This is a genomic window from Halobacillus dabanensis, from assembly GCF_900114165.1.
Lineage (GTDB): Bacteria > Bacillota > Bacilli > Bacillales > Halobacillaceae > Halobacillus > Halobacillus dabanensis.
Genome location: NZ_FOSB01000004.1, coordinates 267,779 through 283,280, shown reverse-complemented (window position 1 = coordinate 283,280; position 15,502 = coordinate 267,779). Strand labels below are relative to the sequence as shown.

Here is a 15,502-nt window from a genome sequence, read left to right as displayed (position 1 = left end):
AGGCTAATGGAAATGTTTAAAGATCATACGGTTAAACTGGGGATTTGCCCGATCGGCTGGACCAATGATGATATGCCTGAATTAGGAAGTGGGAATACTTTTGAACAGTGTGTCAGTGAAATGGCACTAGCAGGGTTTGAGGGAACGGAAGTAGGTAATAAATATCCAAAAGATACCCAAAAATTAAAGAAAGCGCTTGAATTACGACAACTGCAAATTGCCAGTGCGTGGTTCAGTTCATTCCTCACCACACGCCCTTTTAAGGAGACAAAGGAAGCTTTCATAGAACATCGTGATTTTCTTTATGAAATGGGATCTAAGGTTATTGTGGTATCAGAACAGGGCCGCAGTATTCAAAAAGAAGATGTCCCTTTATTCGAAGCTAAGCCTCATTTCAGTGAAGGGGAATGGGAACTTTTAGCTGAAGGGTTAAATCTTCTAGGTGAGCTTGCTCGCGAGAAAGGGATGGATATTGTATTTCATCATCACATGGGGACAGGTGTGCAGACAAAAGAAGAAATTGATAAGCTGATGGATATCACAGATGAGGACAAGGTCTCTCTTCTTTTTGACACAGGACACCTTTATTTATCTGGTGAAGATCCTATGGAGGTATTAAATCTGCATTTCCCCCGAATAAAACATGTACATTTGAAGGATGTTAGAGATGATGTTGCAGCACAGGTTCGGCAGAAAAAGACAGCCTTTCTTGATGGTGTAAAAGAGGGGATGTTTACCGTTCCAGGAAACGGAAATATAGACTTTGGGCCGATTTTTGAAACTTTAGCACATAAGGAATACAGAGGTTGGATGCTAGTAGAAGCTGAACAAGACCCTTCTATTGCCAATCCTCTAGAACAAGCTATTATCGCTCGAAATTACATCCGGGAAAAAGCGGAGATTTAGTGGTAGTTTTGTTAAACCTATTATAAAACCTCAATAGTATTACTTGGGAAAGTTTCTCTTTACAAAGAGAAACTTTTTTAATTCTAACTTTAATGATTGTGCACTTTGGTATGGTACTGTGCCGGGGGTCAGGTACCAAAAATATGGTTCCGGGATAGGGTCTTGCTCACTCACACATACTATAAAAAAGAAGGTGTTTCTTCATGAAGATCATTTTTATCTTCCTTTTTATAAGTATCGGAATGGTCCTGATTAATTACGGAATGGACCTATTATTATTGAACGATAAAAAAGTAGCGATAACCAACCTCTTCAACCCTTTCTGGGTGATGAAACCTTTCGAGTACTTACTTTTAATCCTCTTAACATTATTGTCTATAGCTGTCCTCATCATTCAGGCCATTAAAAATAGGCAAAAAGATTAGTGTGATTTCATGCGTCTGCGAATGAGGGCGATAGCGAGCAGGATTATTGGAACCCCCACCTGAAGGGGAAGATGGATATGAAATGGTACGAGCTCGACTCCTTTTTTAATGTGATCGACTGAATTACTGGCCACACTCATGGATGATAATAAAACGATAATACTTAGCGGAAATATTAGTGATGTATATTTTTTAACATGAAATAATTCTGTAGCACTTATGAGTGCGGCATAAAAAAAGATGGCGATCTTAAAGAAGCCTCCGATGATGAGTGTCAACACAACTGCAACATCCAGCCGTTGGAAAAGCCCTGCCATATCAATCAAACCAATGGCTGATAACAACGGAAAGGCGGATCTGCTCGCTACATAAATGCCAAGAACAGCTATATCCATAGCTACAACCCATGTTAACAAAACGCCACTAATACTCATAGCAGACAAACCAGCCTTCAAGCATAGCCGCGGATGGTTCAAATAAGGGAGTAACATGGTGAAAACAATGATTTCTCCGAACGGAAAGGTAGTTGTGGCGGGGAGAGTACTGATTATAGGCATCCACCCATTTTCCAGTATGGGACGTAATTGATTGATATCGATTTGACCAGAGAAAAGTACCAAACTTGTCCCTACTACCCCGACCAACATCAAAATAACAAAGAAAAATTCCCCTGTTCTTGCTAATACTTCTATCCCGTGCCACAGTACAAAAGCGACCGACAGGATCATGATCGTGTTAATCACAAAAATCGGAGTATAGATATACGTAGATGCTGTCAGCAGTTCACCGAAGTCCCGCAAATCCCTTATTGCAATATATAGAAAGTAAAACAAGTACAAGATTCCAAGACTCATTCCTGCATATTTGCCGAGAATCTTCTTCCCGTAGCCGATTAAGGAGAGGTCAGGGTATAGGCGATAAAGAGCGAAATATACGACAAAAAGGAGGAGGCCGATAATCATTCCCAAGAGGACAGCCAGCCATGCGTCTTTTTTAGCATCGAGCCCCGGATTGATTACGATGGCTGTGCCAAGCTCGAACAAAAGCATTAATACAAACAACTGCCAGCCGCTTACTTTGGCTTTTTCCACGACATCCGTACCTCCCTTAGTAGTTTGTCTGGGAGGATTGCCATCATAGGCTTAATCCTCCTATTATTTTTTTTCTAAAATTAAAGGTTTTGTCCTTAATCCTGTACCACGAATGAAAAAATCAACATTGATCTCGACGTCCATCTCACTAAAGGTGGTTGGCCACTCTTCCTTCATTTTTTTCCACTCTTTTGGATACCTTTGATTCATTGCTTCACCGAATCCTAAAATATCGGTTTCCTGTTCCTGTACGGTCTTTACAGTGGTGCTGACTTCTTCTTCTATTACTTTTGCTAGTTGTTTATTCAAATCGATAATGACTTGAGGATCGGTCAGGTCCAGCGGACACGTAACCTCCTGTAAAGTCCCTTCGCTCTTAATATTGACTGTAATTTTCCGTTTCCCTTCATTTATAGTGGGCTTCAGTTTGGTATTCGCATTCCGGACTTCAACAGCTATCATTCCTTCGTCTTCCTCTTCCTCACAAGTAGACGTGACCACTGTTTTTCGGATCTTATTTTTCACCCACGAAACACCCCGTGCTTCCGTGTCTTCAAGCCAACCTTTTAACTTCCCATTCTGTAAAATTGCTAAGCCACTGAGTTTAATATAAGTGGACGGTACAGCTTGCTCATTAATACTTGAATTTTGACCCTCCTGCATATCCCCGAGGAGGGCTATTCCGCTCAAGGATACTCCCCCGCTTTTAGTTGTTAGTGTTTGAATGACATCATTGATATTTTGATCAGTAGTCTCCCCCCACACCTCGGCGGTTTTCTTTGAGGCTTCCTGAATTTTCATAGCCGGGATTTTTTCCATTGGGTTAAGGATACTTAATATAGGTTGTGCGGGACCACCTTTTGAAATGAGCACAATTGCAGTCGAACGGAATCCATAAAATCTTTCGGTGAAATCCATTACTTCAAAAAGCCCATCGTCCTCTGCTAAACTTTCCCCGATAATAAGTACAACCATATGGGAGAAATTAAGCTTACGAGGTACTTCTTTAGATATTTTCCGTATGGTCTCAAATAAAGTCTGGCCCGTTTCTCTGTATGTAGTGACCGCTGTGCCTTTAGAAGTTTGAGACATTTCTCCGCCACTTACTTGGGCTGGGTTCACGATCTGGAAGGAAACATCATATAAGCCATCCTCCGTTTTATCGATACCCATTCCCATGACAAGAGCTATATCCTCTAGTTCATTCTGATCCCAGCAGCCCGCTAATAGAATCAGCGCAGAAAACAGCCCTATAAATAAAATCCTCTGTTTCATCTAATCACCCTTTTCCTTATTTGAGTTAGAATCAACAGCATCCGGCGGGGCTGGCTTTTGTCCTTTTTCTTGTCGTTGGACATTTTGCTGGCTAATGAGACGAGGGCGGGTAATCATTGACCATAAAGGCTGGCGAATAATGGAATCTTTGATATCCGACCAAATAAACGGTGCAAATGGACTTAAATAAGGAGTCCCGAAAGAACGGAGACTACTCATATGAGCAATGAGAATAAACAGAGCCATTAATACACCGTACAAACCAAAACTTCCCGCTATGATCATCAACGAAAAACGCAGGATACGTGGAGCGACCCCCATGTTATAAGAAGGAAATGCAAAGCTGGCGATCCCGGTTAGTGCTACGACTATTATCGTCGTAGCACTAACAATCCCTGCTTGTACGGCAGCTTGCCCGAGCACAAGCCCTCCAACAATAGAAACCGCTTGCCCTACGGCTCGCGGCATACGAAGTCCAGCTTCACGTATGATTTCAAAAGTGAATTCCATGATCAGTACTTCCATGAAAAGCGGAAATGGTACGCCTTCTTGCTGGGCGGCAAAGCTTATCAATAGAGGCGTAGGGATCATCTGTGGATGAAAAGTCGTCAGTGCTATATAAAGTGACGGCGTCAGCAGGGAAATTGTAAAAGAGATCACCCTTAATAACCGTAAAAATGAGCTGATCACAAAGTTTTGATAATAATCGGAAGGAGTATGAAAAAACTGTATGAATAGGGCAGGTGCCACTAATACAAATGGTGTCCCATCAACTATAATGGCAATCCGTCCTTCCATAAGGTTGCCTACTATGGCATCCGGACGCTCTGAATTATAGATGGTCGGAAACAGGGTGAAGGAGGCATCCTGGATGTACTGTTCAATATAGCCGGAATCGATGATATCTTCGACCTCAATCTTGGTCAGCCTTTTTTTGATTTCACGCAACACTTTCTCACTAGCGATTCCTTTCATATACATGACAGCGACATCCGTCTTGCTTATACTACCGACCTGCATGGTTTCAAACCGGAGATCAGGGCTTTTCAGATAACGTCGGACCAGGGATATATTCGTTCCAAGAGACTCAGTGAACGCAACCTTCGGGCCACGGATGACTAGTTGAGTACTGGGCTCCGTGACACCACGCGTTTCTCCGCCTTGTGTGTCACCGGAAATTGCTTCCTCATAACCATCTACTAAAATGACTGTGTAACCGGATAAAACAGCTAATAATAATTTGTCCCATTCAGAAACTACCGTAACTTTTTCAACCGAATGAGCATGGGCTTTAATAAAATCAAAACTATTGACTCCGCGATATTCCTGCGCCCTCTTTTCAATAGAAGCCTCGACATTCAATGCTCCGGAAACAAATTCATTCACATTCTTTTCATCTACTAATCCACTCATATACACAGCTGCGATTTCTACTAAAGGTTCTCCGCCCATCTCAAAATGGCGAATGACCAAATCGCTACTATCGCCAAGATCCTGTTTCAATTTATTTATATTCACGGATAAGTTTTTATCAATAGAGTTTTCATTTTCATTAGATGCGTCTTGATCTTTTTTCTTATTTCTTTGCATTTTTTTCTTATATCTATTCCATATATTCATCGGAACCCCTCGTCATAATCCTTATTGTTTTTATGATGGTCATAGGAAGGGACTTTTAAACGTGGGGGGTATCTCTCCAAGCCATTCGTGAAGTGGATGATTAACACTGGGATAGAAGAGAGGTGTTTTTCTGACACAGAATGTTTGACACCTCCTTGAAAAAGAAATAATTATAGTATAGAAATTTTCAGGGAGGATTCTCATGCGTTATCTTGTAGTTTCAGACATCCACGGAGCCATTGAGAAGTTCGAAAATGTTCTTAAAGAAGCCTCCTATGATCCGGAAGAAGATCAGTTGATCATGTTGGGAGATTATATTGATAGGGGGCCTCGTTCCAAAGAGGTTGTAGATAAGGTCCAGAAGCTTGTGGAAGAGGATGGGGCAATTGCAATTAAAGGAAACCATGATGACTTATTCATTCGCTCTCAAGATGATACATCAACAAGAAGAATATGGGAATTGAATGGAGCAGATAGTACTCGTGAATCCTATAACGGCGATTTTGAAAGAATGCAAAGACACCGCGAGTGGCTGGAAAACAATCTTCTACTTTACTATGAAACAGAAAACTTCATTTTTGTACATGCAGGACTTCACCCTAATATTCCTTTAGAAAGACAACAAGAAGAAACGATGTTATGGACCCGCCATACGGAAGAAATTGGACTCGGAAAAACAGTGGTGCACGGTCATACACCTGTACGAGATGTTTCTTATTATGAAGATCAAGTAGATATTGATACAGGGGCTGTTTATGGAGGTAAATTGACTATTTTAGAACTTCCTTCCCACCAAGTCTATGCAGTATAAGGGGAATGAAATTCTAGCAAAAGAGTGGCGTTTTCCTAAAATAGGAAAGCGCCATTTTTAAATGATGGATCTTTTTACTTAACTTTAAAAGAGAATATCACTATTAAAAAATTTGCTCAAGGTAAGCTTAGGTCATGATGAAGTTCTCTTTCTATATCCCCTTTTACATAATAAAGCCGCTAACAAAAGACTATTTCCTGTTATAGGGAAATAGTTTTTTTGTTTTATAACCCTCATTTTTGTGCGTTTTAGCATGAAGTTGGGGTGGGGGATCAGCATTGGATTCAATCACGGATTGGCAGGAGGTTGTTCACGAACACTTGCCGTGCTAATAGGTTTTCTATAGGGGAACGTATGGTAGTCCCTGCATTAGGTAGGAAGTTGACAATTCCATCTATATAGAAGTTGTCCCCAATGGTGTAAAACATGAAATGTAAACTTTTTTAACACGGAAGATTTTTAAAGAATACAGTTGAGCACTTCTATAATTAAATAGGTGTATGAAGAGAGCTGTATTAAGCTTGTCTAAGGAGTTTTTTCCTGTGAAATGAAAAAAGTGTGTTAGATTTTCTCACATCTTGTTTGAAATAGAAATTTCTCACAGCTATCATTGACATATAATTTAGAAAATTAAAACAAATAAATGACGGAGGGTTTCCATGGCAAAACAGAAAATTGTATTGATCGGAAATGGAATGGCTGGGATTCGAACTTTAGAGGAAATTTTGAAACTGAGCCCGGATGCATTTGATATTACAGTATTCGGGAAGGAGCCTTATCCAAACTATAACCGTATTGAATTATCCAAGGTTCTCCAAGGAGATACTTCCGTTTCTGATATTACATTAAATGAATGGCATTGGTATGAAGACAATAACATTAAACTTTATCCGGGTGAAACGGTGACGACCATTGATAAGGATCAACAGATCGTCTATACGGATAAAGAGCGGAAAGAATCTTATGATCAGCTGATTATCGCTACAGGATCGGACCCGGTGATCTTGCCTTTACCCGGTACAGACAAACAGGGCGTGACAGCTTTTCGTGATATTAAAGATTGTGAAAAAATGGTCGATTACTCCAAGAAATATAAAAAAGCCGCCGTGATTGGCGGGGGGTTACTGGGACTTGAAGCAGCTCGGGGTCTGCTCAACCTGGGAATGGAAGTAGATGTTGTGCATCTGAGCGATTCTTTGATGGATCGACAGTTAGATAAAGAAGCAGGGGCACTCCTGAAAGAAGAGTTAGAAAAACAGGGGATGAATTTTTTATTAGAAAAACAGACGAGCGAGATTTTAGGTGATGACCATGTCTCTGGTCTCCGGTTCAATGATGGGGAAGAAATGGAGGCGGATTTGGTCGTTATGGCTGTTGGGATTAAACCGAACGTTACACTGGCGAAAGAAACAGGAATCGAAGTCAACCGAGGAATTGTTGTGAATGATTATTTGGAAACAAATGTTCCAAATATCTTCTCGGTGGGAGAGTGTGCGGAACACCGGAAAATGGTGTATGGATTGGTCGCCCCTCTTTATCAACAAGGCCAAGTGTTAGCGAAAAGGATTTGTGGTATGGAAGGGGAGGCTTACAAGGGATCTGTCGTATCGACCCAGCTGAAAGTCTCGGGTGTTGATGTATTTTCCACAGGGCAAATCACGGAAAACGAAAATACAAAGTCCATCAAAGTTTTTGATGATTGGCGCGGCGTGTATAAAAAAATAATTGTCGAACAGGGAAAAATCACAGGCTCCGTCTTGTTTGGTGATACAGGAGATGGAAACCGTCTTCTCAGCCTTATTAAAAAGGGAGCAGCTGTAGAGGAGTACACGGATCCTGGCCAAAACGAGGAATCGGGGTGCGGTTTAGTTGCCGATATGCCTGATGATGAACTGATTTGTGGCTGTAACGGAGTAACAAAAGGAACAATCGTTGATGCGATCGAAACGCAAGGGTTGAACTCTGTTGAACAAGTGAAAGGCTGTACGAACGCTTCTCGTTCCTGCGGTACATGTAAATCACTAGTTTCGGATTTATTAGAGTATACACTTGGAGAAGAATATGAAGAAAATCAAAAAGAAACAGTTTGCGGCTGTACTACATTATCTAAGGATGAAGTGATTGAAGAAATAAAAGAAAAAGGGATGACAAACACTCGGGAAGTAATGAACGTGCTGGGGTGGAAGAATGGAGAAGGCTGTGCTAAGTGTAAACCAGCATTGAATTATTATTTAGGAATGCTTTACCCGGTAGAATATGAAGATGAGAGAGAGTCCCGTTTTGTTAATGAGAGATTACATGCCAATATTCAAAAAGATGGGACCTTTGGCGTTGTACCACGAATGTATGGTGGCGTGACGAATGCGGAAGATCTCAGGAAGATCGCTGATGTGGCAGAAAAGTATGAGGTAGGCATGATTAAACTGACAGGCGGGCAACGCATCAATTTATTAGGCGTCAATAAAGAAGACTTGCCTAGTATTTGGGGAGAACTGGATATGCCATCCGGCCATGCCTATGCAAAAGGGCTTCGCACAGTGAAAACATGTGTCGGATCTGAATTCTGCCGGTTCGGTACCCAGGATTCCACAGGACTTGGAATTGCGCTCGAAAAGAAATTTGAAGGGTTATCAGGACCACACAAATTCAAAATGGGTGTTTCTGCTTGCCCGAGGAACTGTGCAGAAGGTGGAGTGAAAGATGTAGGAATCGTTGGTCTTGAAGGTGTCTGGGAAATCTACGTAGGTGGCAACGGTGGAACGGATTTAAGGCAGGCGGAATTGTTATGCAAAGTAGAGACAAGTGATGAGGTGCTTGAATGGACAGGGGCCTTTTTACAATACTACAGAGAATCAGCAAATTATTTAGATCGTACGTCTGTATGGGTCGAGCGGATGGGGATAGAACATATTCAAGAAGTCGTTGGAAATAAAGAGAAGCGGGCTGAGTTGAATGAACGCATGGATCTGGCTCTTTCAGCTATTCAGGAACCATGGAGTGAAGCGATCAATAATGGAACCTTGTTAAAAGAATTATATGAGAAAGTCAATGCTTAACTTGATGAAAGACCATAAGCAGGAGGGGTAAAATGGAAAAAACTTTAAGTAGAGTATTAATCGGAAATTACTCTGAGTTGCCAGAACGTCTAGGAAAAACGGTCATTATCGCCGATAAAGAGATTGCCGTATTTAAATTAGCGAGCGGGAAGATACGTGCAATAGAAAATCGCTGTCCCCACAAAGGTGGGGTTCTCGCTGAAGGGATGATCAGTGGAGAACATGTATTTTGCCCGATGCATAACTGGAAAATAAGTGTAAATGACGGGCAGGCACAGGCACCGGATGAGGGGTGTGTGGATACGTATGATGTGGAAATCAAAAATGGTTTTGTATATGTGCTTGTAAATGTATAAATGATCATTTGAGGGAGGGGAATTATGTCTTACGTTAAGCCTGGCGAAGTAATGGAAAATATGATTGATGCTGGTGAAACCAAAGCGAAGATGTCTGTTAAAGATATGCTCATTCGGGGCGTCATTGCTGGCGCTCTCCTTGGCTTTGGTACGACGTTGGCATTCACGACGGAAGTTCAATCAGGATTGGGTGTACTTGGAGCTTTATTGTTTCCTGCATGTTTTGTAATGGTCATTTTATTAGGGCTGGAACTCGTAACAGGGAGCTTTGCACTAATTCCTTTAGCTGTCCTCGAGAAAAGGGTGTCTATAGGGAGCATGCTTAACAACTGGTTTTGGGTGATTATCGGTCACCTGATCGGAGGAGCATTATACGCTTTTCTATACACTATTGCTGTCTCGCAGTTAGGGCATGTGACTGACGATGCAGTAGCGGAAAAACTGATTGCTGTAGCCGAAGCGAAGACATTAGGATATGCAAGTCTTGGTGGGGAAGGACTAATCGTTGTTTTCGTCAAAGCGATGTTATGTAATTGGATGGTCACACTAGGAGCAGTATTGGCATTCATGTCTACCTCGACTATCGGAAAGATTGCTGCAATGTGGCTGCCGATTTTAATATTCTTTGCCCAAGGGTTTGAACACGCCGTTGTCAATATGTTTGTAATCCCGGCCGGAATGATGCTTGGTGCTGATATTACTATGGCAGATTGGTGGATGTGGAACCAGATTCCTGTTCTGTTCGGTAATTTGGTGAGTGGAGTGATCTTTACAGGGCTGGGTTTATACTTTACCCATCACAAAGTGGAGCCGAAGATATTCGATTTATCGAAAGCTGAAGCTAGGATGTCCAATACGAAGCGCGGACAAGCATAGAGGAGGAAGAAGAATGGGGAAGGTTTACTTAGTTGGTGCGGGTCCCGGGGATCCTGAGTTGATTACTGTAAAAGCATTAAAGTGTGTTCAACAAGCGGATGTTATTTTATATGATCGTCTAGTCAATAAAGAATTATTGCAGGAAGCAAGACCAGACGTCGACTTGATCTATTGTGGTAAGTTGCCGAACTTACACACGATGAAACAAGAGACGATCAATCATCTATTAGTGAAATATGCCTCCAGAGGTAAAGTAGTGACGAGACTGAAGGGGGGAGATCCATACGTTTTTGGAAGAGGTGCGGAAGAAGCGGAGGCATTGGCTAAGAGAGGTCTGGACTACGAGGTCCTTCCCGGGGTTACAGCTGGGATAGCTGCCCCAGCCTATGCCGATATCCCTGTCACTCACCGTGAATTGGCAAGTTCCTTTGCGGTTGTGACAGGGCATCGCCCCAAAGGGAAACCTAAGGATATAGATTGGGAAAGTTTAGCCAAGAGTGTGGATACATTAGCGATCTATATGGGGATTGGAAACCTTCCATACATTTGCGAACAGCTGCTAAAGTACAAAGAGGACACCCCTGTAGGGATTATCCAACAGGGGACAACAGAAAATCAGCAAGTCGTCACAGGAACATTGAAATCTATTGTTCATCTCGTCGAGAAAGCAGACATCAAGAATCCAGCTATGATTATTGTTGGCGAGGTGGTCCGTTTCCGTGATCGGCTACAGCAATTTAAACTTCTAAGCCAGCAGCAACATTCTGATTATTCATCTATAAAGTTAGAAAAAGCGTGAACATTTTTCTGTCGTGCTTTAGCAGCAATTCTTTTTAGGGAAATAGTCATAGCCATAAAAGATTGAAAATTCATTCTCTTCTCATTTACGCAGTGTCTTTATAATGGTAAAATTCATCATTGTAGTGTACTAAAGGAGACGAAGGAGAGAGGATAAATGGGGAATGATGTGTTATATGCAAAATCATATTTTGAGAGGCTGCCTGAACTTGGTGATTTAGCCCCAGAAGCATTCAAAGCTTTTGTAGAGTTTGACCAAAAGGCTATTGCACCGGGTGAACTGAACGGTAAATTGAAGGAGTTGATTGCTGTAGCTGTTGCTCATGTGACAGGATGCCCTTATTGTATCGATGTTCATGTGAAAAATGTTAAAAAACAGGAAGCCACAAAAGAAGAAGTTTCAGAAGCTATCCTTGTTGCGACAGCACTAAAAGCAGGTTCATCCATCGCACACAGTGTTAACGCACTGAATACATATGACGAAAGTGGAGACGATGCTTTGTATAAAGCATCTTATTTCAGTCGTCTTGAAGAACTGTCCAAGCTGCATGGAGATGCGTTTCATGCTTTCGTGGATTTTGATCAACAATCAATGAAAGCAGGGGCGATTCCAGCTAAAGATAAAGAGCTCATTGCCGTAGCGGTCGCACATACAACAGGATGTCCTTATTGCATTGATGTGCATACCAAAGGTGCTAAAAAACAGGGAGCGACAAAAGAAGAAGTAGCAGAGGCCATTTTTGTTGCCACTGCTCTAAAAGCAGGTTCAGCTCTTGCGCACAGTGTTAATGCATTAAATTCGTATGACGAATAAAGAAAACGATCGCTTTGCTTCATTTAATAAAGCTACTGAACAAAGGCTAGACTCCTACCTTAATTGGGGAAGGAGTCTAGCCTTTGTTTTTATTCAAAAGTATGTAAGAGGGATCACTAGAAGTTCCCCCATCACGACTCTTCATTATTTATTTGTCTTACAAATAAATTTTCTTAAAATTAAGAATTGACATATAAATTCATTTGTCTTACAATTTGTTTGACAAATGATAATTAGATAAATTTAGAAGAAAGGAGGTTATTTAAGATGAGCGAGTTGCGAAAGGATCTAAATATGAAGACCGTGAAACGCAAAACTCTTTCCAATCAAGTGATTGAGCAGATTATTGATTTACTGATGAGTGGCCAATTAAAAGCAGGAGATAAACTTCCCTCAGAAATGAAGCTGATGGACATGTTGAATGTCAGCCGACCTGTACTTAGAGAAGCCCTCATTTCATTGGAAACACTTGGGGTAGTGCACCGAAAAACAAGGGAAGGAACTTTCTTCACAGACAGAGTAGGAAGCGAACCTTATCGAATTATGTTAGCCATTTCCATTGGAGACATGGAATCTATTATTGAAACAAGGCTATCTCAAGAATTAGGTTTGGTAGCCTTAGCTGCGGAGAAAATATCAGAATTAGATTTGAAGAGGTTAGAAGAAAATATCACCGCAATGGAAAAAGCGGAAGGTGATTATACAGAGATTGACCGTGAATTCCATAGAATTATTGCCTTTAGCGGGAGCAATCCAATTACAGAGGGGATAATTGACCCATTGTTAAATATGTACGATAAGACACTAGAGAACATCCCATTAAAAAATCGCGACAAAGAAAAAACGGTCCAACAACATAGAGAAATATATGAAGCACTAAAGAACAGAGATCCACTTGCTGCTCACGCAAGCATGCACAAGCATTTAGTTTATGTTAGAGAAAGGCTCAGCTATTAATTTAAAAAATGAGGAGAGGTTAAATGAGTAAAAGCAGAAAAGCGCCTATCGGAATATCCGGCTTCCCGGTAGCCCCATTCAATCACCAAAATGAACTGGATCAAGAAGCATTGAAGAAAAATATAGAGTTCCTCTTAGAAGAGGGGCTTGAGTCAATTTTCATCGCCTGTGGAGCAGGAGAGTTTCATAGCTTAAGCAAGAAAGAATATGAAACGATGATCGACATTGCCTTAACTACTGTAAATGGTCAAGTCCCCCTTTACACCGGTGTAGGAGGGAATCTTAGTGAAGCGTTAGAAAAAGCGAAGATTTCCGAACAGAAAAAGGTAGATGGATACCTGATCCTGCCTCCTTACTTAATAGAAGGGGAGCAAGAAGGTTTATATGAATACTATAAAGCAATTGTCAGTAGTACAGACCTTAACGCAATCCTCTATCAAAGAAATAACGCAATTTTGAAAGCGGATACACTGGAGGGGCTTTTGGATTACGAGCAAGTGGTAGGTCTAAAAGATGGACATGGAGATATGGAATTAAACGTTGAGCTTACGCAGAGGTTTGGCAGCCGCCTAGGGTGGCTTAATGGTATGCCAATGGCAGAAGTTACAATGCCTGCCTATAAACCTCTAGGATTCGATTGTTATTCTTCCGCTATTTCCAATTACATCCCACATATCTCAAGAATGTTTAACGATGCTCTGCAATCAGGTGATCAAGATACGGTAAACGAAATTTATGAAGATGTCATTCTCCCTATTAATGATATAAGGAGAAAAGGAAAAGGGTACGCTATATCTCTTATAAAAGCAGGGATGAATATCGTAGGACTCCCTGTAGAAAACACTGTACGCGCGCCTGTAGCTCCAGTGACTAGTGAACATTATGAAGAGCTGAAGGTAATTTTGACAAAAGTGTTAGATAAGTATCCGCCAAAAACCAGGATAATCAACGTTAAATGAGAGTGAGAACTTACTTTTGAGCTGAAATTCTTAATAATCAATGTGGAGGGAGCAATATATGACTACAAAAACTAACCAAACGAATCAATATGTAAACTTTATTAACGGAGAATGGGTTTCTGCTGTAAATGAAGAAAAGATTGTAAATTATAATCCAGCTAATAATGAAGAGGTTGTGGGGGAAGTCGCTAATTCTTCAGAAGAGGACTTGAATAAAGCGGTTAGATCGGCAAAAACAGCTGCTAAAGGGTGGAAAGGCCGCTCAGGCGCAGAAAGAGGCCAGTATCTCTACAAAGTAGCAGATATAATGGAAAGTCGTTTGGAGGAAATCGCAGAATGCATGACCCGGGAAATGGGCAAAACCTACCCTGAAGCGAAAGGAGAAACAGCAAGAGGGGTTGCCATTCTAAGATATTATGCAGGAGAAGGCATGAGAGCGGTTGGCGATGTCATTCCATCTACAGATAGTGATGCATTGATGTTTACGACGCGGGTACCGCTTGGGGTTGTTGGCGTCATCACTCCTTGGAACTTTCCGGTAGCCATTCCGATTTGGAAGTCAGCACCTGCTTTAATTTATGGAAACAGCGTGGTCCTAAAACCTGCGACGGAAGGAGCCGTAACTTGTGCTAAGGTCATAGAATGCTTTGCGGAAGCTGGTTTACCTAAAGGTGTTGTCAATATGGTAACAGGGCCAGGTTCTGTCATCGGACAAGCCATTGCTGAACACCCGGATATCCATGGAATTACGTTTACAGGATCTAATCAGGTTGGGAAGCAGATCGGCCATGAGGCGTTAGCAAGAGGGGCAAAATATCAATTAGAAATGGGAGGCAAGAATCCTGTTATTGTTACAGAGGATGCTGACCTAGATTTAGCTGTCGATGCGACCATTAGTGGTGGACTGAAATCTACTGGACAGAAATGTACGGCTACTAGCAGAGTCATCCTTTTAGATGGAATTTATGATAAGTTCAAAGAAAGATTACTAGAAAAAGTAAAAGAGATAAGTGTTGGAAACGGAATGCGGGATGGCTCGTGGATGGGCCCTTGTGTAAGTGAGCGGCAGCTGGAAAACGTACTCTATTATATCCAAAAAGGGGAAGAAGAAGGCGGCCAACTCCTCGCAGGTGGAAAACAACTAAAAGATGATGGACGTGAAAAGGGTTATTTTGTTGAACCTACCGTTTTTGAAAATGTGAATTCAGAAATGACAATTGCACAAGAAGAGATCTTTGGTCCTGTATTAGCTTTGATGAAAGTAGATTCTTTAGAAGAAGCTCTCGATCTAGCAAACGATGTGGAGTATGGACTTAGTGCTTCTATTTTCACAACAAATATCCAACAAATGCTCTCTTTTATTAAAGATATGGACGCTGGACTAGTTAGAATTAATGCTGAAAGTGCTGGCGTAGAACTTCAGGCACCTTTTGGAGGTATGAAACAGTCCAGTTCTCATTCACGGGAACAGGGGCAAGCAGCTAAAGAATTTTTCACTTCCATTAAAACTGTATTCGTAAAATAGACCGCTGTTGTTTGCTCTATAGACCATTATTGA

General features: G+C 41.4%; 15 protein-coding genes. 11 read left to right on the top strand and 4 right to left on the bottom strand.

Features of this window, described 5'->3' with window-relative positions:
- Positions 1–12: 12 nt before the first annotated feature.
- Both iolE and BMZ58_RS09110 read left to right on the top strand, forming a co-directional pair.
- Positions 13–906 carry a myo-inosose-2 dehydratase gene (gene iolE / locus BMZ58_RS09115; protein WP_075036232.1) on the top strand — a complete coding sequence of 298 codons (894 nt, stop codon included), beginning with the start codon at positions 13–15 and terminating at the stop codon, positions 904–906.
- A gap of 203 nt (positions 907–1,109) precedes the next feature.
- Positions 1,110–1,331: a YczF family membrane protein gene (locus BMZ58_RS09110; protein ID WP_075036231.1), complete on the top strand. Its 222-nt coding sequence runs from the start codon at positions 1,110–1,112 to the stop codon at positions 1,329–1,331.
- Here the strand turns inward: BMZ58_RS09110 and BMZ58_RS09105 are convergent.
- The 3 genes from BMZ58_RS09105 to BMZ58_RS09095 form a co-directional block, all read right to left on the bottom strand.
- Positions 1,328–2,422, bottom strand: coding sequence for a GerAB/ArcD/ProY family transporter (locus BMZ58_RS09105; RefSeq protein ID WP_075036230.1), 1,095 nt, complete (start codon positions 2,420–2,422; stop codon positions 1,328–1,330). The genes BMZ58_RS09110 and BMZ58_RS09105 overlap by 4 nt on opposite strands.
- 63 nt (positions 2,423–2,485) lie before the next feature.
- A complete protein-coding gene (locus BMZ58_RS09100; protein ID WP_075036229.1) occupies positions 2,486–3,697 on the bottom strand; it encodes a Ger(x)C family spore germination protein in 1,212 nt (403 codons plus the stop codon).
- Positions 3,698–5,317 carry a spore germination protein gene (locus BMZ58_RS09095; RefSeq protein WP_075036228.1) on the bottom strand — a complete coding sequence of 540 codons (1,620 nt, stop codon included), beginning with the start codon at positions 5,315–5,317 and terminating at the stop codon, positions 3,698–3,700. It lies immediately after the preceding gene.
- Between the two features lie 202 nt (positions 5,318–5,519).
- Here BMZ58_RS09095 and BMZ58_RS09090 point away from each other — a divergent pair, with 202 nt between their 5' ends.
- Positions 5,520–6,128 (top strand): metallophosphoesterase family protein, encoded by a 609-nt coding sequence (locus BMZ58_RS09090; protein WP_075036227.1) that lies wholly within the window; start codon positions 5,520–5,522, stop codon positions 6,126–6,128.
- A gap of 284 nt (positions 6,129–6,412) precedes the next feature.
- On the opposite strand, the gene BMZ58_RS21080 is transcribed toward BMZ58_RS09090, so the two are convergent.
- A complete protein-coding gene (locus tag BMZ58_RS21080) occupies positions 6,413–6,556 on the bottom strand; it encodes a hypothetical protein (RefSeq protein ID WP_167360056.1) in 144 nt (47 codons plus the stop codon).
- A 231-nt stretch (positions 6,557–6,787) separates the two neighbouring features.
- On the opposite strand from BMZ58_RS21080, the gene nirB reads away from it, so the two are divergent.
- From nirB to gucD, 8 genes are all read left to right on the top strand, one after another.
- On the top strand, positions 6,788–9,184 hold the full coding sequence (nirB, locus tag BMZ58_RS09085) for a nitrite reductase large subunit NirB (RefSeq protein WP_075036226.1): 2,397 nt from the start codon (positions 6,788–6,790) through the stop codon (positions 9,182–9,184).
- A 32-nt stretch (positions 9,185–9,216) separates the two neighbouring features.
- Positions 9,217–9,540 carry a nitrite reductase small subunit NirD gene (nirD, locus tag BMZ58_RS09080; RefSeq protein WP_075036225.1) on the top strand — a complete coding sequence of 108 codons (324 nt, stop codon included), beginning with the start codon at positions 9,217–9,219 and terminating at the stop codon, positions 9,538–9,540.
- A gap of 24 nt (positions 9,541–9,564) precedes the next feature.
- A complete protein-coding gene (locus tag BMZ58_RS09075) occupies positions 9,565–10,416 on the top strand; it encodes a formate/nitrite transporter family protein (RefSeq protein WP_075036224.1) in 852 nt (283 codons plus the stop codon).
- Positions 10,417–10,429: 13 nt separating this feature from the next.
- Entirely contained in the window at positions 10,430–11,215 is a 786-nt protein-coding gene (cobA, locus tag BMZ58_RS09070; protein ID WP_075036223.1) for a uroporphyrinogen-III C-methyltransferase, read from the top strand.
- Positions 11,216–11,371: 156 nt separating this feature from the next.
- Positions 11,372–12,028, top strand: a complete 657-nt coding sequence (locus tag BMZ58_RS09065) for a carboxymuconolactone decarboxylase family protein (protein WP_075036222.1) — start codon at positions 11,372–11,374, stop codon at positions 12,026–12,028.
- A 267-nt stretch (positions 12,029–12,295) separates the two neighbouring features.
- Positions 12,296–12,985, top strand: coding sequence for a FadR/GntR family transcriptional regulator (locus tag BMZ58_RS09060; protein ID WP_075036221.1), 690 nt, complete (start codon positions 12,296–12,298; stop codon positions 12,983–12,985).
- Positions 12,986–13,008: 23 nt separating this feature from the next.
- Positions 13,009–13,944, top strand: a complete 936-nt coding sequence (kdgD, locus tag BMZ58_RS09055) for a 5-dehydro-4-deoxyglucarate dehydratase (RefSeq protein WP_075036220.1) — start codon at positions 13,009–13,011, stop codon at positions 13,942–13,944.
- 58 nt (positions 13,945–14,002) lie between these two features.
- On the top strand, positions 14,003–15,469 hold the full coding sequence (gene gucD / locus BMZ58_RS09050) for an alpha-ketoglutaric semialdehyde dehydrogenase GucD (protein ID WP_075036219.1): 1,467 nt from the start codon (positions 14,003–14,005) through the stop codon (positions 15,467–15,469).
- Positions 15,470–15,502 lie beyond the last annotated feature (33 nt).